Origin of the sequence: uncultured Reyranella sp. (assembly GCF_945957355.1) — a bacterium.
Classification (GTDB): Bacteria; Pseudomonadota; Alphaproteobacteria; order Reyranellales; family Reyranellaceae; genus Reyranella.
On record NZ_CAMFKM010000004.1, the window covers coordinates 87172 to 110020 of the forward strand.

The following is a 22849-nucleotide window of genomic DNA, read 5'->3' on the forward strand; positions in this document are numbered from 1 at the left end:
GGAAACGTTCGCCATGCGGATCGCTTATGATGCGTCGGAAGAGGTGTCCATGTCCGCTGCTGCCACAACGCCGCTTCGGCACGATTTCAGGGTGATCAGCCTGATCGGCGTCGCCCACGGGGTGAGCCATTACTACCAGCTTGCCTTCGCGACCATGCTGCTGATCGTGCGTCAGGAAGCAGGGCTGAGCTACGCCGACGTCGGCCTGCTGGCGGGAATCTTCTACGGTGTCTCCGGGGTGGCTCAGACGGCGGCGGGATTCGCGGTCGATCGTTTCGGCGCCCGGCCGATCCTCGCCAGTGGCCTTTTCATCGTCGGCCTCGGCCTCGCTTGCATCTCGGTCGCGCATACCTTCCGCGGCTTCGCCTGCATCGCGGTCATTGCCGGACTGGGCAACTCGGTCTTCCATCCGGCCGACTTCGCGCTGCTGAATTCGTCGGTGAATACCCACCGGCTTGGCCGCGCCTTCAGCATCCACGGGCTCGGCGGGTCGCTGGGTTGGGCCGCCGCCCCGGTGATGTACTTCCTCGACAGCCTGTTCGGCTGGGTCGGAGCGGCCCTGATCGGCGCATTGCCGGGCATCGTGCTGTCCGGCCTGGTCCTCGTCCATCGTGAGCAGCTGGTCGATCACAGGGTCAAGGTGCGTGCGGCCGCGGCGCAGGCCGGCGGCCGGCCGGGCCTGGCGCTGTTCCTGCAGCCGGCGCTGCTGCTCTGCCTGGCGTATTTCGCGCTGATCGCCGCCAACACGGTCGGCATCCAGCAGTTCGCCGTACCCGCCTGGAGCGGCATGTTCGGCGTCACCGAGAACTATGCCGCCTTCTGCCTGATCGTGTTCATCGCCGGATCGGCCGCGGGTATCCTGGTCGGCGGCTATTTCGCCGACCGCGTCCGCCGGCACGAGCTGGTGGCGGCATTCGGCCTGCTGGCGGCGGCGGCCCTTACCGTGCCGATTGCGACGCAGACCGTGTCGTCCACCTTGCTGCCGATCCTGCTGGCGCTGGCCGGCGCCGCCGGCGGCATCACCAACCCGTCGCGCGACATGATCGTGCGCGGTGCGACGCCTCCCGGCGCATCGGGCAAGGTCTTCGGCTTCGTGTATTCCGGGCTCGACATCGGCTCCTTCGTGGCGCCGCCGCTGTACGGCCTGCTGATGAACAGCGGCATGCCGGCGGTGATCTTCTGGATCGCCGTCGGGCTCTACGCTTTCAATGCCGGCATGGTGATGCTGATCCGCAGCAGCAGCGCCAAGCCCGCCTATCCGGCGGCAGCGGAGTAGGGGTCAGGCGGCGGCTTCCAGCGCTTCCTGGGCGGTCAGCCAGCGCTTCTCGGCATTCTCGACCTCGCGTTCGAGGCGGGCTTTTTCCTTCTGCAAGTCCGTGACCACGCTGCCGGGGCCCGCATAGATCGCCGGATCGGCGAGCTTCGCCAGTACGCCGTTCAGCTGGTCGGTGAGGCGGGCGAGCATCTTCTCGGCGCTGTCGACGGCTTTCTTCAGCGGTGCCTTGTTGGTGCGGTTGTCGGCGGCGGCCTTGCGCTGGTCCTTCTTGCTGCCCGCATCGGCCTGCTTTTCGGCCTTGGGCGGGCGGGCGCCTCGTTCCTTCAGCAGTTTGGCCTGATATTCGTCGATGTCGCCGTCGAACGGCTTCACCGTTCCCTTCTCGACCACCCACAGCGCGTCGGCGACCATCTTCACCAGATGCGTGTCGTGGCTCACCAGCACGACCGCGCCTTCGAAGTCGTTGATGGCGTCGACCAGCGAGGCGCGCGCATCCATGTCGAGGTGGTTGGTCGGCTCGTCGAGCAGCAGCAGGTGAGGGGCGTTGCGCGTGGCCAGCGACAGCAGCAGGCGGGTCTTCTCGCCGCCCGACATGACGCCGACCTTGAGATTCGCGCGCTCGCGCGAGAAGCCGAACCGGCCGAGCTGGGCGCGCACCTTGGCCTCGCCAGCGCCCGGTCCCAGCGCGCGGTTCATATGGTCGAACGGCGTCCCCTCGTAGTCGAGGCTCTCTTCCTGATCCTGCGAGAAGTAGCCGACCCGCAGTTTCGGCGTCTTCTTGAGCTGGCCTTCGCGCGGCTCGAGCCGCTGCGAGATCAGGCGGATGAAGGTCGACTTGCCGTTGCCGTTCTGGCCGAGCAGCGCGATGCGGTCTTCCATGTCGATGCGCAGGTCGAGGTTGCGCAGCACCAGCGGCCCGTCGGGGTAGCCCACGGAGACCTGGTCGAGCGTCTCGATCGGCGAGGCGAGGATATCGGGCGAGGGGAAGTTGAACGAAATGCGTTCGTCGATCGGGACCGAGGCGACGGGCCCGAGCTTCTCGATCATCTTCATGCGCGACTGGGCCTGGCGCGCCTTGCTGGCCTTGGCCTTGAAGCGGTCGACGAAGGCCTGCATGTGCTTGCGCTGCGCGGCGACCTTGGCTTGCTGCGCGGCATCGTTGGCGAGGCGTTCGGCGCGGGTGCGCTCGAAGAAGTCGTAGTTGCCGGTGTAGGCGACGAGCTTCTGCTGGTCGATGTGCACGATGTGGTCGCACACGTCGTTCAGCAGGTCGCGGTCGTGGCTGACCATCAGCACCGTGTTGCGGAAGCGCTTCAGGTACTCGGTGAGCCAGATCATCGCCTCGACGTCGAGGTGGTTCGAGGGCTCGTCGAGGATCAGGAGGTCCGGGCTGCTGAACAGCGTGCCGGCGAGCGCTACGCGCATGCGCCAGCCGCCCGAGAACTCGCCGCAGGGGCGGGATTGCTTCTCGTTGTCGAAGCCCAGGCCGTTCAGGATCGAGGCCGCGCGCGAGGGCGCAGCCGCGGCGCCGATTTCCTCGAGCCGGGCGTGAATCTCGGCGAGGCGCACGCCGTCATGGCAGGTCGCATCCTCCGCCAGCAGGGCGCTGCGCTCAACGTCCGCGGCGAGCACCGCATCGATCACCCTGATGTCGCCGCCGGGCGGGTCCTGGGGGACCGAGCCCACGCGGGTGCGTCCCATCAGGTTGATCTCGCCGCTGTCGGCTTCGATCTGGCCCTGGATCAGGCGCAGCAGGGTCGACTTGCCGGCGCCGTTGCGGCCGACCAGACCGACTTTCCAGCCGTCGGAAAGGGCCGCCGAGGCGCGGTCGAACAGCACCCGCTCGCCATGGCGGAAGGAGATATCGCTGATGTGGAGCATGGGCGGGGGCATTTACCATGCGATTTGGCCGCAAACCAAGCGCATTGGCCGCGCTTGCCGGGCCCAAACCCCGCGTCTATAAGGCGCGCCCAAGCGCTGAAAATCACTGCCTCCACGAGGGAATTCATGGCCGTCGAACGTACTTTCTCGATCATCAAGCCGGATGCGACCCGCCGGAACCTGACCGGCAAGATCAACGCCCGGTTCGAGGAGAAGGGCCTGCGCATCGTCGCCCAGAAGCGCATCCAGATGAGCCGCCAGCAGGCCGAACAGTTCTACGGCGTGCACAAGGCCCGTCCGTTCTTCAACGATCTCTGCACCTTCATGACGTCCGGCCCGGTCGTCGTTCAGGTCCTGGAAGGCGAGAACGCCGTCGCGAAGAACCGCGAGATCATGGGCGCCACCAATCCGGCCAACGCCGACGCCGGCACGATCCGCAAGGACTTCGCCGAGTCGATCGAAGCCAATTCGGTGCACGGCTCCGACTCGCCGGAGAACGCGGCCATCGAGATCGCCTACTTCTTCGCGGGCTCCGAGATCGTCGGCTGACGCGAGGCGGCCCTCAAACGAAAAAAGCGGCCCATCGGGCCGCTTTTCTTTTGGAAGATCCGCTCCGGACGTCAGTTCAGGACGGCAAAGGCGACCAGCAGGGCGATCGAGCCGCCGATTCCCAGAACGAGGCCGAGCAGCGGCAGGTGGGCAATCAGGCCGAGGGCCATCGAGACCAGAAGGACGATGATCCAGAGGAGACTGAACGTCACCAGCTTGCTGAACGCCGTATACGTCGCCACGTGAGCCGGATAGTCATCCTTTGCTTCAGCCATAACTCTTCCCCGCTTGAATTCGTTGGCGATCTTATATCGGACTAGGTTTCTCGGGAAAAGAGGAGCGTGGCGTCGCAGGCGAGGCCCGTGACCTCGACCGTCTCGCCATCGATCGCGATCCGGCCTTCGCCGAACCAGCGCACCACCAGCGGATAGAGGCGGTGCTCCTGGCGCAGGATGCGTGCCGATAGCGTCTCCTCCGTGTCGCCGGCGAGCACCGGCACCGCCGCCTGGGCGATGATCGGGCCCGAGTCGAGGTCCGGAGTCACCAGATGGGCGGTGCAGCCGCTCACGCGGACGCCGGCCGCCAGCGCCTGGCGTTGTACGTGCGTCCCCTTGAACGCCGGCAGCAGGGACGGGTGGATATTGATCAACCGGTTTGCCCAGCGCGTGGGAAACCACGGGCTGAAGATGCGCATGAACCCGGCCAGCACGACCAATTCGACACCATGGCGCTCGAGTTCCGCCGAGACGGCGCGATCGAAGGTCTCGCGGTCGGGATGGTCTCGGTGCGAGACGATGGCCGTGGGGATGCCGGCCGCGGCGGCGATCGAGAGCCCCGGCGCGTCGGCCTTGTTGCTCACCACGCAGCCGATTCCGGCGGGATAGTCCGCGGCCCGCGCCGCCTCGATCAACGCGGCGAGGTTGCTGCCGCGGCCGGAGATCAGAACGCCGACCTTCAGCTTCGCCATAGGCTTTCGGCGTGGTCGACGATGCAGTCCGCCTCGTCGGTCGGCGCCCTCTCGATCGTGCCGATCTCGCTCACGGTCTCGCCGGTACCGGTCAGCGCCGTGGCGACCCGCGCCGCGTCATCCTTCGCGACGACCACGATCATGCCGAGACCGCAATTGAAGGTCCGCAGCATGTCGTCGGTCGGCACCTGGCCGACCTCGCGCAGCCATTGGAAGACGCGCGGCACCGTCCACCGGCGCGCATCGAGACGAGCGCGCATGCCGTCGGGGAGGCAGCGCGGCACATTGCCGGGCAGGCCGCCGCCCGTGATGTGCGCCAGGCCCTTGATCGCCCCAGTCGCCCGGATCACCTGCAGGAGTTGCTTCACATAGATGCGCGTGGGCTCCAGCAGCGCCTCGCCCAGCGTCGCGTCCGCGAAGGGCGCGCGGTCGGCATAGCTCAGACCGCTGCGCTCGACGATACGGCGCACCAGCGAATAACCGTTGGAGTGCGGGCCGCTCGAGGCGATGCCCATCACGACGTCGCCAACCGCGATGTCGCTGCGCGGCAGCAGGGCGTCGCGCTCGGCGGCGCCGACCGTGAAACCCGCCAGGTCGTAGTCGCCGTCGACATACATGCCCGGCATCTCGGCCGTTTCGCCGCCGACGAGGGCACAGCCGGCGCGCCGGCAGCCCTCGGCAATGCCCGCGACGAGGCGGCGGCCGACATCTACGTCGAGGCGGCCGCTTGCATAGTAGTCGAGGAAGAACAGTGGCTCGGCGCCCTGCACGACGATGTCGTTGACGCACATCGCCACGAGATCGATGCCGACCGTGTCCGGTATGGCCGCTTCGATCGCGACCTTGAGCTTGGTGCCGACGCCGTCGGTGCCGGAGACCAGGATCGGATCGGTGAAGCCCGCCGCCTTGAGGTCGAACAGCCCGCCGAAGCCTCCCAGTCCACCCATGACGCCCGGCCGGTTCGTGCTGCGGGCCAGCGGCTTGATGTGTTCGACGAGGTTGTCGCCGGCATCGATATCGACGCCGGCGTCCTTGTAGGTGAGGGGGGGCCGATTGTGGCCGGGGGCGTCGGGCTTCAAGCCAGCCTCATTCGTGCTAGATAGGGTGCGCGAACATAGCCAAAAACCGGACCCCCGCAATGCCGATAGGCCGCGTCTTTTCCACGATTGCTGCCCTTTTTCTGGCCGTCCTCACCGCAAACATCGCCCTGGCGCAGTCATTCGGGGGCACAGGATACGACGTCACCGGTGTCGAGGTCGACGTCAGCGGGGCCGATGCCGTGCAGGCGCGGGCCCAGGGCATCCGGGAGGCGCGGCGAAAAGCCTTTGATCTCCTCGTGAATCGCATGGTGCCGGCGGAAGATCGCGCGCGATTGCCGCAAATTGACGATGCGCAGCTCGAGAACCTGGTGCGCGGGGTGGAATTCGTGCGCGAGCGCCCGTCACCCGGTCGCTACGTCGCCACGGTGAATGTCGTCTTTGCTCCCGATGCGGTGAAATCGTACCTCGGCGGCGCCGGTGCGAAGGTCGTGGAAACCGTGCCCAGGCCGGCCCTCGTGATCCCGCTCTGGAAGGGGCCGGCCGGCGTGGAGCCACTCAACGACCGCAATGCCTGGCGCGAGGCCTGGCAGCAGCTCGACAGCGCGGGCAGCGCTGTACCCGTGACCCTGCTGCGCGGCGACCCCACCGACCAGGGCGCTCTCTCGGCGGAACAGGCCTATGTCGGCGACGTCTCGGCGCTGGCGCGCCTCAACGAGCGTTACCGGGCGCCCACCATCATCGTGGCCACGGTCGACGGCGACAAGAACGGCGGCGCGCTGAGCGTCGGCGGCCTGCGTTACGACACGCAGACCGGTGCCCGCAGCGAGATCCCGCGCATCCCCGTTGCCAGCGCGGCCGACCTGCCGGCCGCCGTGAAGGCGATCCACGCCAAGGCCGACCAGGACTGGCGTGGAATCGGCACCGTGCGACGCGACTCGCAGGCCTCACTCGATGTCGTCGTGCCGATCCGCGCGCTCGGCGACTGGGTGCAGGTGCGGCAGCGTCTCGGCGCGATCCCGGCCGTGAGGTCGGTGACGGTGAAGACACTCGAGGCCGATCGAGCCGATCTGAAGCTCGACTACTTCGGTTCGCCCGAGGAACTGCAGCGCACGCTGGCTCAGGCGGGATTGAGCCTGTCGCAGGAAGCGGGACAGTGGCAGTTGCAGGCGCGCTAGGCCTGCCCCGGGGAGTCTGAATTGATGGCGCAATCCATCACGACGGGGCGCTGGATCTTCTGGGTTGCGGCGGCCGCGATCTTCCTGCTGTTGCTGTGGCTGCTGAACGACATCCTGCTGCCCTTCGTCGTCGGCATGGTCGTCGCGTACTTTCTCGACCCGGTGGTTGCGCGACTTCAGCGGGCGCACCTGTCGCGGACCGGGGCGACCACGCTCGTCACGATCGTGGCAGTCCTCATCGCCGTCGGCGTCGTAATGGCAATCCTGCCGCCGCTGTTCGGGCAGATACAGAAACTGATCGCCAATGCGCCCGAATATGTGATGAAGGCCGTGAGCCGCATCCAGCCCTTGATCGAGCCGCTGCGTGACAGGCTCGGCCTCGATCCGCCCAGTGTCCACGACCTGCAGTCCGGGGCGACGGAATGGGCTGGTAAGGGGCTCGCCTTCGCGGGCGGCGTGGCCGGAGCAGTCGCCGAGCGCGGCGTGGCGATCATCAACCTGCTCGGCCTGCTGTTCATCACGCCGGTGGTGACGTTCTACCTGCTGCGCGACTGGGAGAAGGTACTGGCGGCGATCGACGGCGCCCTGCCTCTCGACCACGCCGATACGATCCGCAAGCTCACACGGGAATCGAATGCCGCCATCGCGGGCTATCTGCGCGGCCAGGCGCTCGTCGGCCTCGCGCTCGGCTCTTTCTACGGCATTGGCCTGACGCTGGTCGGGCTTCAGTTCGGACTGGTCATCGGCCTGATCGCGGGTGCGATTTCGTTCATTCCCTTCGTCGGCACTTTCGTTGGGGCCGTCATGGCGCTCGGCATGGCGCTGGCGCAGTTCCCGCCGGACTGGGTGGGGGTCGTCAAGGTCGCGGCGGTGTTCGTGGTGGGCCAGATGATCGAAGGCAATTTCCTGTCGCCCAAGCTTGTCGGCGATCGTGTCGGCCTGCACCCGGTCTGGATCATGTTCGCGTTGTTGGCCGGCGGCTCGCTGTTCGGCTTCACCGGCGTGCTCATCGCCGTGCCGGTGGCAGCCGTGCTCGGCGTGGTCGCGCGCCACTTCATCGCGCGCTATCGCGAGAGCGATCTCTATCGCGGCAGGGCAGGCGGTTGAACCGTCCCATGGCTAACCAACTCACACTGGATCTCGCATTGCCGCCGCCGACCTACGCGCGGCAGGATTTCGTCGTGGCCGACGGCAATCGCCAGGCGCTGGCTTGGATCGACAGCTGGCCGGACTGGCCGGCGCCGGCCCTGTCGCTGAGCGGACCGAGCGGATGCGGCAAGACGCATCTCGGCCGTATCTGGGCGGCCCGCAGCAACGCAATCGTCATGAGCGGCGACGATCTCGACGGAATGAGCGTGGCCGATCTCACGCGTCTCGCGGCGACATCGCCAGCCATCGTGATCGAAGGGGCGGAACGGGCGCCCGAGCGCGGACTCTTCCATCTCTACAACCTGATGCGTGAGCGGGGCGGATTTCTTCTGCTGATTTCAGCCGAGCCGCCTGCACGCCGGTCCATTGCGTTGCCCGATCTCGCTTCCCGGCTGCGGGCGGCGCCCGCGGTCGCGGTCGAGCCGCCTGACGACGAGCTCCTGGGGTCGATCATCCTGAAGCAGCTGGCCGACCGGCAATTGCACGCAGGTGCTGGCGTCGTGCAGTATCTCGTCTCGCACATGGAACGTTCGGCGGACGCCGCTCGACGCGTCGTTGCGGCTCTCGATCGGCGTGCCTTGACGGAACGGCGGGAGATAGACCGACGGCTGGCGGCAGACGTGCTGGCGGACATCGCCGGCGCCACCTGAAGGGAGGAAGACGATGAAGATTCTTCTGGCGGCCTTCGCGCTGTGCCTCGGTGCGGCGACGGCCTCGGCCCAACAGGGAACGGTGATGGGAACCTGGCTCTCCGAGTCGGGTGTCGCACAGATCAAGATCGGCGCCTGCCCAGATGCCGCGAGCGGCCCGATCTGCGGCTTCGTCGTCAACCTCATCAACCCCAAGGGACCGGACGGCGTAGCCGTCTCCCCCGATGCCGCCACCGACTATCGCAACGAGAACCCGGCGCTGCGCACGCGCAAGGTGATCGGCATGCCGCTGATCTGGGGCTTCAAGCAAGCCGCCGCACCCAACACATTCGAAGACGGCAAGGTCTACAATGGCGAGGACGGCAAGACCTACAGCGCCAACATCAGCCTCCAGCCCGATGGCAAGCTGCGGTTGCGCGGTTTCGTCGGCACGCCGATGTTCGGCAAGACGCAACTCTGGACGCGCGTGAATTAGGAGAGGAACGCAAATGGACATGGGAATCAGGGGCCGCAAGGCCATCGTCTGCGCGGCGAGCAAGGGACTGGGCAAGGGCTGCGCGATGGCGCTGGCGGGCGAGGGCGTCGACCTCGTGATCAATGCGCGCACCAAGTCGGAGCTCGAGGCGACGGCGGAGGAGATCCGCAAGACGTACGGCGTGAAGGTCACGCCGGTCGCCGTCGACGTCACCACCGAGGACGGCCGCAAGCAGGTGCTGGCGGCCTGTCCCGAGCCCGACATCATCGTCAACAATGCCGGCGGCCCGCCGCCGGGCAACTTCCGGGACTGGAGCCGCGAGGACTGGATCAAGGCGCTCGACGCCAACATGCTGACGCCGATCGAGTTCATCAAGGCGAGCGTCGACGGCATGATGAAGCGCGGCTTCGGGCGCATCGTGAACATTACTTCGAGCTCAGTGAAGGCGCCGATCGACATCCTCGGACTCAGCAACGGCGCCCGATCGGGCCTCACGGGCTTCGTGGCCGGCGTCTCGCGCACGACGATCCGGTACGGTGTGACGATCAACGGCCTGTTGCCGGGTCCGTTCGATACCGACCGGCTGCGCGGCACGACGAAGGCGCGCGCGGCGAAGGCCGGCCGCAGCTTCGACGAGGAGTACGCGGCCGCCGCCAAGGCGCATCCGGCCGGTCGCTTCGGCACGGCCGAGGAGTTCGGCATGATGTGCGCTTTCCTGTGCAGCGTGCACGCCGGTTACATGACCGGACAGAACATCCTGATGGATGGCGGCCAGTATCCGGGCACCTACTGAGGGGTCAGCGCGGATCGAGGTCGCGTGGCCGGACGAAGGCCAGCAGTTCGCAGGTCCCGGGAGCAAGGGCGCTCCAGGGGCCTGAAGGCGGTCGGAGGGTGGCGAGGGCTCCCGTCGGATATTTGTCCCTGAGGCGTGCCAGCGCCTCCTGCGGCCCGCGCGCCGCGAGGGTGGCCGCGAGTTGGCCGATCCCCTCATTGTGGCCGATCAGCAGGACGGTCCCGACGGTCTCGGGCAGGGCCTGCAGGCGCTCCAGCAGTTCTTCCTCGGATGCGAGGTAGAGTGCTTTCTCCAGCGAGATCGGCGGCGCAGGGCTGCCGAGGGCTTTCACGAGGGGCGCCAGCGTCTGGCGCGTCCGTGCCGCCGTGGAACACAGGATCAGGTCGGGGCGAGGGGACCTGCTGGCAAGGTGGCCCGCCATGGTCCGGGCGGCGCGTTCGCCGCGATCGTTCAGCGGGCGGTCATGATCGTTCTGGTGCGGCGTGTTCCAGGCTGACTTTGCATGGCGCAGGAGGAGAATGGTCTTCACGCCAGTCATTCCAATAAATACAGTAGGAACAATGGTTTAGTGAAATGCCATGACATGGTCATGTAGAGACGCTACCGTTCCTGTGCATAATTTCAGGGAGAGTGCCCCGCAGGGGTCCACATGGACGCGCTCAACTCTGCCGATCCGGCTTCGCTCGAAATAGCACTGGATAGCCCCCGACGCTTCATCAATCGTGAACTGTCGTGGCTGGCCTTCAACACGCGGGTGCTGGAAGAAGCCACCAACAAGCGCCATCCGCTGTTGGAGCGGGTCCGCTTCCTGTCGATCTCGGCGGCCAATCTCGACGAGTTCTATATGGTCCGCGTCGCGGGCCTGGTCGACATGCTGCAGACCCGTTCGAGTCTGCTGAGCGATGACGGCATGACACCGGTCGAGCAGCTTGCGGCCATCCGAGACCGCGCCTCGATCCTGATGTCTCACCAGCAGGATGTCTGGGCGTCTCTGCAGGACGATCTGCGCCAGGCCGGTATTGCCGTGCTGGATTCGGGCGAACTCACGGAGGCAGAGCGGAACTGGCTCGACGCCTACTTCATCGATCAGGTCTTCCCGATCCTGACGCCGCTGGCGATCGATCCGGCGCACCCGTTTCCGTTCATTCCCAACGGCGGCTTCTCCGCCATCCTGAAGCTGCAGCGTCGCGACGATCGCCGGCCGCTGATGGCGCTGTTGCCATTGCCGCCACAGGTCGACCGCTTCGTGCGTTTGCCGGGACCGGACATCCGCTTCCTGCCCCTCGAGGATCTGATCGACATCTATCTGCCGCGCCTGTTCCCCGGTTATGAGGTGATCGAGCGCGCCTTCTTCCGCGTGATCCGCGACAGCGACGTCGAGATCAACGAGGAGGCCGAGGATCTGGTGCTGCTTTACGAGAGCGCGCTGAAGCGCCGCCGTCGCGGCGACCTGATCTCCATCTCCGTCAACAGCGCGATGCCCGCCGAGCTGCGCGACTTCCTGTTCGATCAGCTGGAGATTCCGGAGCAAACGCAGACCGTCCACGTCTTCCATCTCGACCGCATGCTGAACATCGTCGACGTGAAGGCGGTGATCGTCGACGATCGGCCGGACCTGAAGTTCGACCCTTACAATGCCCGGTTTCCCGAGCGCATCCGCGATTTCGGCGGCGACTGCTTCGCGGCGATCCGCGCCAAGGACATCATCGTCCATCATCCCTATGAGAGTTTCGACGTCGTGGTGCAGTTCCTGCGCCAGGCAGCGCGCGATCCCGCAGTCGTGGCGATCAAGCAGACGCTCTATCGCACCAGCGCCGATTCGCCGATCGTCAAGGAGCTGATCGCGGCGGCCGAGGCAGGCAAGACGGTTTCGGCGCTGGTCGAGCTCAAGGCCCGCTTCGACGAGGAGGCCAACATCCGCTGGGCGCGCGATCTGGAGCGCGCCGGTGTCCAGGTGGTCTACGGCTTCATCGATCTCAAGACGCACGCCAAGGTCTCGATGGTGGTGCGCCGTGAGGCGCAGTCGATCCGCACCTACGTGCATTTCGGCACCGGCAACTATCATCCCATCACGGCGCGTATCTATACGGACCTGTCGTTCTTCACGTGCGATCCGGCGATGTGCCGCGATGCCGCGCGCCTGTTCAACTACATGACCGGCTACGCGCGGCCCGAGCAAATGGAGAAGATCGCATTCGCACCGGTCACCCTGCGGCCGACCCTCTACAGCCTGATCGACGCCGAGATCGCCAACGCCAGGTCCGGCAAGCCGGCGGCGATCTGGGCCAAGCTCAACTCCCTGGTCGACAGCGCATTGATCGATCGCCTCTATGCGGCGTCGAATGCCGGCGTCCAGATCGACCTGGTCGTGCGCGGCATCTGCTGTCTCAGGCCCGGCGTCCCGGGGCTCAGCGAGCATATCCGGGTCAAGAGCATGGTCGGCCGCTTCCTCGAACACGCGCGCATCATCTGCTTCGGCAACGGCAAAGCGCTGCCGTCGCTGGACGCCAAGGTGTTCCTGTCGTCGGCCGACTGGATGCCGCGCAATCTCGACCGTCGTGTCGAGCTGCTGTGCCCGGTCGAGAACCAGACCGTGCGTGAACAGGTTCTCGACCAGATCATGGTCGCCAATCTCAAGGACGACGGCCAGAGCTGGCTGATGTCACAAGACGGTAACTATCACCGGCCGCAGACCGGCAAGGAACCGTTCATTGCCCATCACTATTTCATGACGAACCCGTCGCTCTCCGGACGCGGCAGTGCGCTCAAGCTGAGCGGCGCGGTGCCGCGGCTGGTGCTGAGCTCCTGACGTGAGCTCGCGATCGGGCCAGCGGCGTCGGGTCGCGCCCATTCCGGCGCTGTAATCCCTCTCGGTTTCGGCTAGACCGGGCACGCATGGACGGCCACCCGACCGCAGGCGTCTCCGCCGCGCGCAGCCCGCACGAAAAAGGTCGCGTCGGCATCATCGACGTCGGCTCGAATTCGATCCGGCTCGTCGTCTACGAGCGCGCCAGCCGCGCCCCGTTGCCAGTCTTCAACGAAAAGGTCCTCTGTGGCCTGGCACGCGGCCTCGACGCCACCGGACGCCTCAACCCGGAAGGGGTGGAGATGGCGTTGGCCAACATCGACCGTTTCGTCACGCTCGCCCACAACATGAAAGTCGCGTCGCTCGACCTGCTGGCGACCGCCGCCGTGCGCGACGCCGCCGACGGTGCCGACTTCATGCGCGAGCTGGCAAGCCGTCCCGGCATCGTCGCCCATACGGTGAGCGGTCAGGACGAAGCCCGTTTCTCGGGATACGGCGTGATCTGCGGCATGCCCGACGCCGATGGCGTCATGGGGGACCTGGGGGGCGGCAGCCTGGAGCTCGTTTCGCTGACCAATGGCCAACTGGGCGCCTCCACCACGCTTCCGATCGGACCGCTGCGGCTCATGTCCTCGGGCCGGGGCGATCCCCGAAAGACCGTTGTCGATGCCGTCGAGAACGTGCGCTGGCTGCGCGAGGAGCAGGGCAGGACCTTCTATGCCGTGGGCGGCGCCTGGCGATCCTTCGCGCGGCTGCACATGGAGCAGGCGGGCTATCCGCTCCACATCATCCATCAGTACGAGATCTCGGCCGACGAAGCGCGCGCGGTGGCGCGGCTGATTGCTGTTCAGAGCGTGAAGTCGCTGGAGAAGATGCCGGGGGTATCGCGGCGCCGCGTCGATACGCTGCCGCTCGCCTGTCTGGCGCTCGACAAGCTGTTGGCCGCGCTGAAACCCCGGAACGTCGTCTTCTCCGCATTCGGCCTGCGTGAGGGCTTCTACTATTCGCGTCTCAGCGAAGCCGAGAGGGCGCGTCATCCGCTGATCACCTTCGCCGAGGAGCAGGGCGAGGGCTGGCACCGGTTCGATCTTTCGCCGCAGGAGATCTTCGACTGGCTCTCGCCGGCCTTCGCCGGCGAGAGCGACGGCGAGCGCGTGCTGCGGACCGCGGCCTGTCACTTGAGTGACATTTCGTGGGACGACCATCCCGACTATCGCGCCGAGCAGGCTTATTTCCGCGTGCTGCACCTGCCGGCGCCGGGCATGAGCCACCGCGAACGGGCGATCCTCGCGATGGCGCTGACCTATCGCTACAAGAGCGACCCCAAGGCCGCGATGATCGACACGGCGTTGCGACTGACCGACAGCAAGGGGCGAAGCTTCGCCCGGCGCCTCGGCGCCTGCCTGCGGCTGGCCTACAATCTGAGCGGTGGCGCCCCCGGGCTGCTGCCCCAGCTCCAGTTGCGCCGGGGCGACCGCGAACTACGGCTCCTGGTGCCGACGACGCTGAAGAGAACACTGGGAGACGTGACGGCGCGCCGCCTTGAGACGGCGGCGCAGGCCTTCGATCTCAAGCCGATGATCGTGTCCGGGTAGGAAGCAGAGGGCGCGCGGCGGGAGTGGCGCGCGCCGATGGACTTCAGGAACTCGGCGGAAGCTGGATGAGCCGAGGCTGGTCGCCGTCCAGCGCCAGTGCGAGCCGGCCTTCGATCAGGTCGACGGCGTCGGCGCCGAACACTTCGTGCCGCCAGCCCTTCAGGGCCGCGATGTCGCGCTTGCCCGCGGCGAGCCGGTCGAGTTCGTCGGCGCTGGCGACCAGGCGGCCCGCGACTCCGGCCTGCTCGGCCTTGAGCCGCAGCAGGGTCCGCAGCAGGTCGACGATCGCGCCGGGCGCGCGGATCTGCTCGGGGGTCTTGTCACGGACCGGCAGCTCCGACTCCGGCAGGGCCCGGGCACGCTCGATGGCTTCCATCAGCTCGCGACCCTGCCAGCCTTCGGCGAAGCCGCGGCCGAGCCCGCGCGTGGCGGCGAGTTCCTCGATCGACTTCGGTGCATGGGCCGAGATTTCCAGCAGCTGCTCGTCCCGCAGGAGGCGCTGGCGGGGAATGTCGATGCGTTGCGCCGTGCGTTCGCGCCAGGCGGCGGCCTCCTTGAGGATCGCCATCACCCGCGGGGAAGCGCCCCGCGGCCGCATCCGGCGCCAGGCCTGTTCCGGATCGGCTCGGTAGATCGCGGGATCGCTCAGGATGGCCATTTCCTCGGCGATCCAGGAGAAACGCCCGGTCTTGTCGAGCTGCTTCTTCAGCTTCTCGTAGACCACCCGCAAATGGGTGACGTCGGAGAGTGCGTAGGTGATCTGGCGCTCGCTGAGCGGCCGGCGGCTCCAGTCGGTGAACCGGCTCGACTTGTCGATCTTGGCCTTGGCCAGGCGCGTGGCGAGAGACTCGTAGGAGGCGGCCTCGCCGTGGCCGCAGACCATGGCAGCGACCTGGGTATCGAAGAGAGGCCCCGGCACCTTCTGGAGGCGCAGGTAGAAGATTTCGAGGTCCTGCCGGGCCGCGTGGAAGACCTTGAGGACCTTGGGGTTGAGCATCAGCTCGTCCAGCGGGGCGAGGTCGATACCCTCGGCCAGCGTGTCGATCGCGGCCGCGTCGTCGGGGCCGGCGACCTGGGCCAGGCAGAGCTTGGGCCAGTAGGTCCGCTCACGCATGAACTCGGTGTCGACGGCAATAAACTCGGTGTCGGCGAGGGGCTTGCAGAACGCCGCCAACTCGTCGGTCGTGGTGATGAGCTTCATTGGGGACGATCTATAGACCCCGCGGCGGCTCCGGCAAAGTTCCCGTGAACGGAAAGCGGCCATTCCCTTGACTTGCCTCGGCTTTCGGTGCCTCTTGCCGGGCCTCCAAACCCGGAAAATACGTCATGTCTTCAGTCTACCGAACCCACACGTGCGGCCAGTTGCGGCCCGAGCATGTCGGCCAGCAGGCCCGTCTTTCAGGCTGGGTGCAGCGCAAGCGCGACCACGGCAATCTGCTGTTCATCGACCTGCGCGACCACTATGGCGTGACCCAGGTGGTGGTGGACGTGTCGAGCCCGGTCTTCAAGACTGCGGAGGCCGTGCGCAACGAGAGCGTCATCACGGTGACCGGCAAGGTGGTGGCCCGCGAGGCCTCGACCGTGAACCCCAGGCTGGCGACCGGCGCGGTTGAGCTGGATGCCGCCGAGATGGTCGTCCAGTCGATGGCCGATCCGCTGCCGATTCCGGTCTACCAGGAGAACGACACGACACCGGAGGAGCTGCGGCTCAAGTACCGCTTCCTCGACCTGCGCAAGGAGAAGCTGCACAAGAACATCATCCTGCGCAGCCAGGTGATCGCCAGCCTGCGCCGGCGCATGATCGATCAGGGCTTCACCGAGTTTCAGACGCCGATCCTGACCGCCGACAGTCCCGAGGGCGCGCGCTCCTACCTGGTGCCGAGCCGGCTCCATCCCGGCAAGTTCTACGCGCTTCCGCAGGCGCCGCAGATGTTCAAGCAGCTCCTGATGGTGTCGGGCTTCGACCGCTACTTCCAGATCGCGCCCTGCTTCCGCGACGAGGATGCGCGCGCCGACCGTTCGCCTGGCGAATTCTACCAGCTCGATTTCGAGATGAGCTTCGTCACCCAGGAAGACGTGTTCGAGGCCATCGAACCCGTGCTGGGCGGCGTTTTCCAGGAATTCGCGTCGTTCAACCGCGAGACCCCCCGCAAGGTTTCGCCCTTTCCGTTCCCGCGCATTCCCTTCGCCGAGGCACTCCTGTCGTTCGGCACCGACAAGCCTGACCTACGCAACCCGCTGCGCATCTTCGAGGTGGGCGAGGTGTTCGCCGGATCCGACTTCAAGGTCTTCGCCGGAATCGTCGCCAAGGGCGGCGTGGTGCGCGCCATCCGGGCGCCCGAGGCCGCCAGCCAGCCGCGCAGCTTCTTCGACAAGCTGAACAGCTGGGCACAGGGCGAGGGCAAGCCGGGCCTGGGTTACATCACGCTGGAGAACGGCGCCGGGAAGGGCCCGATCGCCAAGTTTGTGGCCGACGAGCGGCTGGCGAAGCTCAAGGAGCTGACCGGCGCCGAGGACGGCGATTCGGTGTTCTTCGTAGCCGACACGGCCGACACCGCCTGGAAGTTCGCCGGTCAGGCGCGGACCAAGATCGGCCAGGAGCTGGGCGTCATCGACCAGGACCAGTTCGCGCTGTGCTGGGTCGTCGACTTCCCGATGTTCGAGTACGACGACAAGCTGAAGAAGATCGACTTCAGCCACAACCCGTTCTCGATGCCTCAGGGCGGGCTCGAGGCGCTCGAGACTCAGGACCCGCTGACCATCAAGGCGTGGCAGTACGACATCGTCTGCAACGGCATCGAACTGTGCTCCGGCGCGATCCGGAACCACAAGCCGGAGATCATGTACAAGGCGTTCGGGATTGCGGGCTACAGCAAGGAAGAGGTCGAAGCGCGCTTCGGCGGCATGCTGAACGCCTTCAAGTTCGGCGCGCCGCCGCACGGAGGGGCCGCTCCCGGCGTCGACCGCATCGTCATGCTTCTCGCCGACGAACCGAACATCCGTGAGATCATCACCTTCCCGATGAACCAGTCGGCGGTCGACCTGATGATGGATGCGCCCGCCGAGGTGCCGCCCGAGAAGCTGCGGGAACTGCACATCGGGTTGCGCCTGCCGCCGGCCAAAAAGGACTAGGTGTAGTAGGGGGAGTGCAAATTGACTGGACATGGAATGTCCAGTACGATCAATGAGTTATAGTCTTTTTATAAAGAAGATTATGAGCTCATTTAAGCTCTCTTCCTTCATAGTCCTGCCGCTGGTGGCGGGGCAGGCGCTCCTGACGAGCGCCTGTGGCGTGCCCGTTGCCGTTTCGGCGGCGAGTTACGCGGCCGATGGCGGCATGCTGGCTGCTTCGGACAAGACCTCGACCGATCATGTCTATTCGGTCGTCACGAAGCAGGATTGTGCGATCTGGCGCATCTTCAAGGGGCGGCAGATCTGCACGGCGCGTGTCGACGGCAAGGACCCCTACAATACCGACTATACGGAGCCTCAACGGACCGTCTCGGAGAGCGGTGTCGAGTATTCGGCCCCCCTGCGTCCGGCTGCCAATGCGCCGGCCGTGAGTTGGGATTCTTCCGTCTACCAGACCCCGCCGGCTCCACCGCCGGCCGTGGAAGGGCCGATGTCGGCCAATGTCGAACCTGCCGCCGAGCCCGCGTCGACAACCAGGGCGGCCTCGGCCCCAGCGAAGACCAAGAAGGCGAAAACGGCGCAGCGCTCGGCTAAGAAGCCTTTACGAGGTCCGGCGGCGTCTGCCCCCTGAGCAGGAAGGCCTCGAGATTGTCGAGCGCCTTGAAGCCCATCGCGTTGCGGGTCTCGACCGTGGCCGACCCCATGTGCGGCAACAGGAACGCGTTCTCGAGCTCGTAGTAACCCTGGTGAATACGCGGCTCGCCGTCGAACACGTCGAGACCGGCCGAAGCAAGGTGGCCGCTCTTCAGGGCGGCGATCAGGGCCTCGTCGTCCACCACCCCGCCGCGGGCCGTGTTCACCACGATGGCGCCCTTGGGAAGCCTGGCGATGCGCTCGGCATTCACCCACTTGGCGGTCGCGGGCGTCATTGGCGCGTTGATCGAGAGGAAGTCGCAATGAGGCAGCATGTCGTCGGGATTGGCGTGGAACACCGCGCCCTTCTCGAGGTCGGGCGCCAGGCGGCTGCGGTTTGAGTAGTGAATCTGCATGCGGAAGGCGCGCGCGCGGTCGGCCGTCGCCTGGCCGATACGCCCCATCCCGAGAATACCGAGTCTCTTGCCGGTGACGTGGGTGCCCATGAGCTGCGTCGGGGTCCAGCCGACCCAGTTGTGGGTCCGCAGCATGGTTGCCCCCTCATGAGCCCGCCGAGCGGCGCCCAGCAGGCAGAGCATGGTGATATCGGCGGTCGCGTCGGTCAGCACGTCGGGCGTATTGCTCACGACGATGTTGCGCCTGGCCGCGGCGGCGACGTCGACATGCTCGTAGCCGACCGAGAAGGTGGCGATCATGCGTACCGAGGCGGGCAGGGCGGCGATGGTGGCGGCGTTCAGGGCGTCGCCCGCGGCGCACATGATGCCATCGAAACCGGCCGATGCCTTGGCCAGGGCAGGGCCGTCGTAGAGACGATCCTCGGGGTTGAGGAGCGCGTCGAAATTTGTCGCCAGGCGGGCCTCGACGGCCGGCGGGAAGTGTCGGGTCGCGAGAACCCTGGGCTTGCCGTTGCTCATCGAAAAAAACCTCCCTGTGTAGCCCTGACGCAGGCAATCATTCTGGTATTCCGCGCGCATGGATATTACGCTTGGCAGCCCGGCTACAAGGCCTAGCCTCTCAAGCCCTCGTCAGTTGACCACGTATAGTTTTCGCCGTCCTCGCGTCCAAACAGCGGTCGTTCTCGCCGCCGTGGGCGTTCTCGTGTTGCTGGGCCTGTGGATAAAGGGCGCTGACGCCCAGCAGCAGCAGCCGGATTCACCGCTGGTCCCGCATCGTGCGACCTACGACATGAAGCTGTCCGTGGCGCGGCCCAACAGTGGCATCGTCGAAGTCGGCGGCCGCATGGTGCTGGAGACCGTCGAGGCCTGTGAAGGCTGGGAGGTCAAGCAGCGCATCAAGCTCACGTTCCTGCGCAACGATGGTGACGAGTTCTCCACCGATTCGAGCTTTACCAGCTACGAAACGAAGGACGGCCTCTCCCTGCGTTTCAGCGTGCGCAACATCCAGGACGATGAGGTCGAGGAGGAACTGCGGGGCCATGCCGATCTTGAGGCGCCCGGCGCCAAGGGGCGGGCGAGCTTCTCATTGCCGGAGGCCCGGAGCTTCGAGCTTCCCGCCGGGACGCTATTTCCGACCACGCACCTCGCACTGGTTCTTCGTCACGCCCGCGACGGCGACAAGTCGGCGTCTTACCTCGTGTTTGACGGCGCCCGTCTCGATGGCGCGTTCCGGGTGAACGCGGTGATCGGCAGGCCGCCGCGTCAGGCTGGAGCGCCGGTGGTCCGCGGCGACGTCGCCCTCCTGCGCAACCAACCCGCATGGGGGGTGCGCTTCGCCTTCTTCGCTTCTGGTGACCAAGGCGCCCCTCCAGAGTACGAATTGGCCCTCGACTTGCTCGGCAACGGCATCGCCCGTTCCATGCTTCTCGACTACGGCGAGTTCGCCGTGGATGCTCGTCTCGTTCAACTCCAAGCCCTGCCGAGGCCCAGATGCTGAAACGCCGCCTGCTCGTGCCTGTTGCCGGCCTGGTCGTCCTCGCGGCGCCGGCGATGGCGCAGGAGATGGCGCCTCATCGCGCCGTGTACGAGGTCGGCGCCATTGAGAATGGCAAGCCGACCGGCAATACGCCCGGGACCTACGCCTACGAGCTGAAGCAGACCTGCGACGGCTACGTCATCTACCAGCGGCTGCGCCTTGAAGCCGCCGGACAGCGCTCGGCGGTTGTGAGCGAACAACAGACCCAGATGACCGAGAGCAAGGACGGCCGGAAGCTCACCTTCGAGCACCGGTCCGTGGCCGGTGGCAAGCAGACCAGCCTGATCAAGGGCGAGGCGATCATCTCCGACGACGGGACCGGCCAGGCGCGCTTTACCGACCCCGAGAACCAGACGGTGAGCCTGCCGGCCGGGACGCTGTTCCCGGTCGCCATCGCCCGTGCCACGATTCGCGCCGCCAAGGCCGGCGAGAACGGACTCGATGCGCTGTTCTTCTTTGGCGATAAGGTGAAGCCGCCGCAGCGGGTCAATGCGGTGATCGGCAAGGTTCCGAGGCGGCTGGCCGACGTGAAGATCCCGGAGGGTGCGGAAGAACTGGTCGACGGCCGGACGCGCATCTACTACCGCGCCGGCTTCTTCGACGGCGAAGCGAAGGGGCAGGGCGAACCGGCCTTCGAGATGAGCAGCGTCACCCTCGATAACGGCGTCGAACTCTACGGCACCCACGAGCAGGGCGACGGCGGCATCGAATACCGCATCACTCGCCTGGAAGCGTTGCCGAAGCCTGAATGCAAGTAAGGCAAGGGCTCACTTCAATCTAGACAGGCCACAACCACGCGGCGCCGCGGACGCCGCTCGAGTCGCCGTGTTGGGGCGGGCGTAGCTGCGTGGCGATGCTGTCGCGTTCGGAGAAGATGTAGTCCTTCCACAATTGGGGAACGCGCTCGTAGAGCTGCGGGATCTTCGAAAGGCCGCCGCCCAGCACGATGACGTGCGGATCGAGGAGATTGACGACGTTCGCGAGCGAGCGGGCAAGGCGGTCGCAGTAGCGGGCGAAGCACTCCATCGCGACCTTCTCGCCCGTGGCCGCGGCGTCCGCTATGTCCGTGGCCCGCAGCTCATGTCCGGCCGCGCTGGCATACTGGCCCTGGAACGCAGGCCCGCTCAGCCAGGATTCTACGCAACCCTTGCGGCCGCAATAGCATTGCGGGCCAGGTCGTTCGTCGTCACGGGGCAGGGGAAGGGCGTTGTGGCCCCATTCGCCTGCGATCGCCTGGGCCCCGACCAACGGCTTGCCGTCGATGACGATGCCGCCGCCCACGCCTGTGCCGAGGATCACGCCGAAAACGATCGGGGCGCCGGCGCCCGCGCCGTCGGCCGCCTCGGAGACGGCAAAGCAGTTGGCGTCATTGGACAGGCGAACGTCATCGCGGCCCAGCGCCTGCTTCAGGTCGACGTCGAGCGGCCGGCCGTTCAGTCGTGTGGAGTTGGCGTTCTTGACGAGGCCCGTCGCGGGTGAGAGGGCGCCGGGATGTCCTATGCCGACCCGGCAGCGCACGCCCACGCGTGTCTCGAGTTCGCGCACCACACCCGCCACGGCCTCGACCGTGGCCTCGTAGCTGTCCTGCGGGGTCGGGACGCGCAGTCGCGCGCGTTCGGCGCCGTCATCGCCGAGAACCAACCCCTCGATTTTTGTGCCGCCGAGATCGATGCCAATGCGCATGCTGTTACTGCGAGGTTACCGGAAGGAATCTGAAGGGCTCGGCCGGCTTGAAATTGTCCGATGCCTCGCCCGAGAAGACTTCGCCGCCCTGGATTGTGAGCTTCTTCACCGGCGCGCCGGGCTTCAGGTCGATCCTGTCGAAGGACACCCAGAATGTATTCGGCCGGGTCGCGGAGTCGAAATAGTAGACGAGGTTCTTCTGGTCCGAGACCGTGCGCCAGATCGTCGACGAGATGTTCGGTTGATCCGGTGTGGTGATGCCGAGCGGTACGCTGACGGCCCGCATCACACTCATGACACTGGCCACCGCCTGAAACGTGAAGGACTGCTCGGGTACCCCCTTGATGTAGTTCTTGTCCTTCGCTCTCGGGATCGCCCCGAGCAGAAAGGAGGCGCGGGCGAACCTGTCGGCGGCGCGATTGGTGCCGGGGAGAAATGTAAGGCCTCCGATCCCCTCCCAGTAAGTGTTCAGGGCAAGCTGCTCGCTGTAGATCGGCGAGTTGGTCATCACGACATATTGCTTGCCGTGATGGATCACGAGCTTGCCGTTCACATACTCGAGGATCGCCGAATCGCCCGTCGCATCCGAGAGGGAAAGGTGCAGGGTCGACGGCGCTCCATTCGGCAGCGTCGGAGCCAGCACGTTGAACGGCTCGTTGCGCAATGCCTCGACGGCCTCGGCAACCGTCGCGAATTTATCGAGCGCATACTGCAGCCACGTCGACAGCGAGATGTAGGGCTTGCCCTGAACCGGCTTGGGATACTGCGATTCGGCGAGATAGAGGAGGTTGGCGACGAGACCCTTCTCGTTCATGCCGTCCGTGCTTCCGGCCTCGTAGCCCGAAACCACGACGCTCCCATACTTCGAGGTCCATTCGGCCGATTGGGGGCCGGCGGCGCCATTGCGCTTCATGCCGGCGGGCAGAACCCAGAGGTTCGATGCCATGTCCTCTCGCCAATCCATGTTACGGCCCGTCAGGACGAGATTGCCGTCACCGACGTAGAGGGTCCGCGTGCAGGCCTGAGCAGGCGTCGCGAGGGATGCCGTGACCAGGGCGAGTGCCGAGATACCGGAGAGAAGTCGCTTCATTC

22 protein-coding genes are annotated in these 22849 nt (G+C 66.3%); 13 read left to right on the plus strand and 9 right to left on the minus strand.

All coding sequences use genetic code 11. The annotated features are described in order from the left end of the window. Nucleotides 1-49: 49 nt before the first annotated feature. Nucleotides 50-1276 carry an MFS transporter gene (locus Q0Q48_RS08255; RefSeq protein ID WP_295136503.1) on the plus strand — a complete coding sequence of 409 codons (1227 nt, stop codon included), beginning with the start codon at nucleotides 50-52 and terminating at the stop codon, nucleotides 1274-1276. 3 nt (nucleotides 1277-1279) lie between these two features. Here the strand turns inward: Q0Q48_RS08255 and Q0Q48_RS08260 are convergent, their stop codons facing one another. Then, nucleotides 1280-3157, minus strand: a complete 1878-nt coding sequence (locus Q0Q48_RS08260) for an ABC-F family ATP-binding cassette domain-containing protein (protein ID WP_295136505.1) — start codon at nucleotides 3155-3157, stop codon at nucleotides 1280-1282. Between the two features lie 126 nt (nucleotides 3158-3283). Here Q0Q48_RS08260 and ndk point away from each other — a divergent pair, with 126 nt between their 5' ends. Beyond that, entirely contained in the window at nucleotides 3284-3706 is a 423-nt protein-coding gene (gene ndk, locus Q0Q48_RS08265) for a nucleoside-diphosphate kinase (RefSeq protein WP_295136508.1), read from the plus strand. Between the two features lie 71 nt (nucleotides 3707-3777). Here ndk and Q0Q48_RS08270 read toward each other — a convergent pair whose 3' ends face one another. The 3 genes from Q0Q48_RS08270 to purM are packed head-to-tail and all read right to left on the minus strand — an operon-like array spanning nucleotide 3778 to nucleotide 5752. Beyond that, complete coding sequence (locus Q0Q48_RS08270) at nucleotides 3778-3981, minus strand: aa3-type cytochrome c oxidase subunit IV (protein WP_295136510.1); 204 nt, start codon at nucleotides 3979-3981, stop codon at nucleotides 3778-3780. Between the two features lie 41 nt (nucleotides 3982-4022). Continuing rightward, entirely contained in the window at nucleotides 4023-4673 is a 651-nt protein-coding gene (gene purN / locus Q0Q48_RS08275) for a phosphoribosylglycinamide formyltransferase (protein WP_295136512.1), read from the minus strand. Next, nucleotides 4661-5752, minus strand: coding sequence for a phosphoribosylformylglycinamidine cyclo-ligase (gene purM / locus Q0Q48_RS08280; protein ID WP_295136514.1), 1092 nt, complete (start codon nucleotides 5750-5752; stop codon nucleotides 4661-4663). The genes purN and purM overlap by 13 nt, the downstream gene beginning before the upstream one ends. A gap of 59 nt (nucleotides 5753-5811) precedes the next feature. On the opposite strand from purM, the gene Q0Q48_RS08285 reads away from it, so the two are divergent. The 5 genes from Q0Q48_RS08285 to Q0Q48_RS08305 are packed head-to-tail and all read left to right on the plus strand — an operon-like array spanning nucleotide 5812 to nucleotide 9955. Beyond that, the gene (locus Q0Q48_RS08285) at nucleotides 5812-6888 is read left to right on the plus strand and encodes a DUF2066 domain-containing protein (protein ID WP_295136516.1); all 1077 of its coding nucleotides are present in this window, start codon (nucleotides 5812-5814) and stop codon (nucleotides 6886-6888) included. A 24-nt stretch (nucleotides 6889-6912) separates the two neighbouring features. Then, nucleotides 6913-7995, plus strand: a complete 1083-nt coding sequence (locus Q0Q48_RS08290; RefSeq protein ID WP_295136518.1) for an AI-2E family transporter — start codon at nucleotides 6913-6915, stop codon at nucleotides 7993-7995. A gap of 8 nt (nucleotides 7996-8003) precedes the next feature. Then, entirely contained in the window at nucleotides 8004-8687 is a 684-nt protein-coding gene (locus Q0Q48_RS08295) for a DnaA/Hda family protein (RefSeq protein WP_295136520.1), read from the plus strand. A gap of 13 nt (nucleotides 8688-8700) precedes the next feature. Continuing rightward, complete coding sequence (locus Q0Q48_RS08300) at nucleotides 8701-9162, plus strand: DUF2147 domain-containing protein (RefSeq protein ID WP_295136522.1); 462 nt, start codon at nucleotides 8701-8703, stop codon at nucleotides 9160-9162. 13 nt (nucleotides 9163-9175) lie between these two features. Continuing rightward, the gene (locus tag Q0Q48_RS08305) at nucleotides 9176-9955 is read left to right on the plus strand and encodes an SDR family oxidoreductase (protein WP_295136524.1); all 780 of its coding nucleotides are present in this window, start codon (nucleotides 9176-9178) and stop codon (nucleotides 9953-9955) included. A gap of 4 nt (nucleotides 9956-9959) precedes the next feature. Here the strand turns inward: Q0Q48_RS08305 and Q0Q48_RS08310 are convergent, their stop codons facing one another. Continuing rightward, entirely contained in the window at nucleotides 9960-10484 is a 525-nt protein-coding gene (locus Q0Q48_RS08310; protein WP_295136526.1) for a histidine phosphatase family protein, read from the minus strand. 120 nt (nucleotides 10485-10604) lie between these two features. On the opposite strand from Q0Q48_RS08310, the gene Q0Q48_RS08315 reads away from it, so the two are divergent. Together Q0Q48_RS08315 and Q0Q48_RS08320 are read left to right on the plus strand one after the other, a co-directional pair. Continuing rightward, nucleotides 10605-12764 (plus strand): RNA degradosome polyphosphate kinase, encoded by a 2160-nt coding sequence (locus Q0Q48_RS08315; protein ID WP_295136527.1) that lies wholly within the window; start codon nucleotides 10605-10607, stop codon nucleotides 12762-12764. An 86-nt stretch (nucleotides 12765-12850) separates the two neighbouring features. Then, entirely contained in the window at nucleotides 12851-14356 is a 1506-nt protein-coding gene (locus Q0Q48_RS08320) for a Ppx/GppA phosphatase family protein (RefSeq protein ID WP_295136529.1), read from the plus strand. Between the two features lie 43 nt (nucleotides 14357-14399). On the opposite strand, the gene rnd is transcribed toward Q0Q48_RS08320, so the two are convergent. After that, complete coding sequence (gene rnd / locus Q0Q48_RS08325; protein ID WP_295136531.1) at nucleotides 14400-15557, minus strand: ribonuclease D; 1158 nt, start codon at nucleotides 15555-15557, stop codon at nucleotides 14400-14402. A gap of 125 nt (nucleotides 15558-15682) precedes the next feature. On the opposite strand from rnd, the gene aspS reads away from it, so the two are divergent. Together aspS and Q0Q48_RS08335 are read left to right on the plus strand one after the other, a co-directional pair. Continuing rightward, complete coding sequence (gene aspS, locus Q0Q48_RS08330) at nucleotides 15683-17488, plus strand: aspartate--tRNA ligase (RefSeq protein WP_295136533.1); 1806 nt, start codon at nucleotides 15683-15685, stop codon at nucleotides 17486-17488. Nucleotides 17489-17570: 82 nt separating this feature from the next. After that, the gene (locus Q0Q48_RS08335; RefSeq protein ID WP_295136535.1) at nucleotides 17571-18119 is read left to right on the plus strand and encodes a hypothetical protein; all 549 of its coding nucleotides are present in this window, start codon (nucleotides 17571-17573) and stop codon (nucleotides 18117-18119) included. On the opposite strand, the gene Q0Q48_RS08340 is transcribed toward Q0Q48_RS08335, so the two are convergent. Then, a complete protein-coding gene (locus Q0Q48_RS08340) occupies nucleotides 18079-19056 on the minus strand; it encodes a D-glycerate dehydrogenase (protein WP_295136537.1) in 978 nt (325 codons plus the stop codon). The two genes, Q0Q48_RS08335 and Q0Q48_RS08340, sit on opposite strands and share 41 nt — an antisense overlap. Before the next feature lie 172 nt (nucleotides 19057-19228). Between Q0Q48_RS08340 and Q0Q48_RS08345 the strand changes: the two genes are divergently transcribed. Both Q0Q48_RS08345 and Q0Q48_RS08350 read left to right on the plus strand, forming a co-directional pair. Next, nucleotides 19229-20035, plus strand: coding sequence for a DUF1849 family protein (locus Q0Q48_RS08345; protein ID WP_295136539.1), 807 nt, complete (start codon nucleotides 19229-19231; stop codon nucleotides 20033-20035). Next, complete coding sequence (locus Q0Q48_RS08350) at nucleotides 20029-20832, plus strand: DUF1849 family protein (protein WP_295136541.1); 804 nt, start codon at nucleotides 20029-20031, stop codon at nucleotides 20830-20832. Before Q0Q48_RS08345 ends, Q0Q48_RS08350 begins: the two co-directional genes overlap by 7 nt. Nucleotides 20833-20851: 19 nt before the next feature. On the opposite strand, the gene Q0Q48_RS08355 is transcribed toward Q0Q48_RS08350, so the two are convergent. Further along, nucleotides 20852-21757 (minus strand): ROK family protein, encoded by a 906-nt coding sequence (locus Q0Q48_RS08355; protein ID WP_295136543.1) that lies wholly within the window; start codon nucleotides 21755-21757, stop codon nucleotides 20852-20854. A gap of 4 nt (nucleotides 21758-21761) precedes the next feature. After that, nucleotides 21762-22847 carry a linear amide C-N hydrolase gene (locus Q0Q48_RS08360; protein WP_295136545.1) on the minus strand — a complete coding sequence of 362 codons (1086 nt, stop codon included), beginning with the start codon at nucleotides 22845-22847 and terminating at the stop codon, nucleotides 21762-21764. Nucleotides 22848-22849: the final 2 nt, after the last annotated feature.

Excerpts from the sequence above, each read along its gene's own strand:
- Q0Q48_RS08255 (WP_295136503.1), top strand. The coding sequence starts at position 50 with ATGTCCGCTGCTGCCACAACGCCGCTTCGGCACGATTTCAGGGTGATC.
- Q0Q48_RS08260 (WP_295136505.1), bottom strand. The coding sequence starts at position 3,157 with ATGCTCCACATCAGCGATATCTCCTTCCGCCATGGCGAGCGGGTGCTG.
- ndk (WP_295136508.1), top strand. The coding sequence starts at position 3,284 with ATGGCCGTCGAACGTACTTTCTCGATCATCAAGCCGGATGCGACCCGC.
- Q0Q48_RS08270 (WP_295136510.1), bottom strand. The coding sequence starts at position 3,981 with ATGGCTGAAGCAAAGGATGACTATCCGGCTCACGTGGCGACGTATACG.
- purN (WP_295136512.1), bottom strand. The coding sequence starts at position 4,673 with ATGGCGAAGCTGAAGGTCGGCGTTCTGATCTCCGGCCGCGGCAGCAAC.
- Q0Q48_RS08285 (WP_295136516.1), top strand. The coding sequence starts at position 5,812 with ATGCCGATAGGCCGCGTCTTTTCCACGATTGCTGCCCTTTTTCTGGCC.
- Q0Q48_RS08290 (WP_295136518.1), top strand. The coding sequence starts at position 6,913 with ATGGCGCAATCCATCACGACGGGGCGCTGGATCTTCTGGGTTGCGGCG.
- Q0Q48_RS08295 (WP_295136520.1), top strand. The coding sequence starts at position 8,004 with ATGGCTAACCAACTCACACTGGATCTCGCATTGCCGCCGCCGACCTAC.
- Q0Q48_RS08300 (WP_295136522.1), top strand. The coding sequence starts at position 8,701 with ATGAAGATTCTTCTGGCGGCCTTCGCGCTGTGCCTCGGTGCGGCGACG.
- Q0Q48_RS08305 (WP_295136524.1), top strand. The coding sequence starts at position 9,176 with ATGGACATGGGAATCAGGGGCCGCAAGGCCATCGTCTGCGCGGCGAGC.
- Q0Q48_RS08315 (WP_295136527.1), top strand. The coding sequence starts at position 10,605 with ATGGACGCGCTCAACTCTGCCGATCCGGCTTCGCTCGAAATAGCACTG.
- Q0Q48_RS08320 (WP_295136529.1), top strand. The coding sequence starts at position 12,851 with ATGGACGGCCACCCGACCGCAGGCGTCTCCGCCGCGCGCAGCCCGCAC.
- rnd (WP_295136531.1), bottom strand. The coding sequence starts at position 15,557 with ATGAAGCTCATCACCACGACCGACGAGTTGGCGGCGTTCTGCAAGCCC.
- aspS (WP_295136533.1), top strand. The coding sequence starts at position 15,683 with ATGTCTTCAGTCTACCGAACCCACACGTGCGGCCAGTTGCGGCCCGAG.
- Q0Q48_RS08335 (WP_295136535.1), top strand. The coding sequence starts at position 17,571 with ATGAGCTCATTTAAGCTCTCTTCCTTCATAGTCCTGCCGCTGGTGGCG.
- Q0Q48_RS08340 (WP_295136537.1), bottom strand. The coding sequence starts at position 19,056 with ATGAGCAACGGCAAGCCCAGGGTTCTCGCGACCCGACACTTCCCGCCG.
- Q0Q48_RS08350 (WP_295136541.1), top strand. The coding sequence starts at position 20,029 with ATGCTGAAACGCCGCCTGCTCGTGCCTGTTGCCGGCCTGGTCGTCCTC.
- Q0Q48_RS08355 (WP_295136543.1), bottom strand. The coding sequence starts at position 21,757 with ATGCGCATTGGCATCGATCTCGGCGGCACAAAAATCGAGGGGTTGGTT.
- Q0Q48_RS08360 (WP_295136545.1), bottom strand. The coding sequence starts at position 22,847 with ATGAAGCGACTTCTCTCCGGTATCTCGGCACTCGCCCTGGTCACGGCA.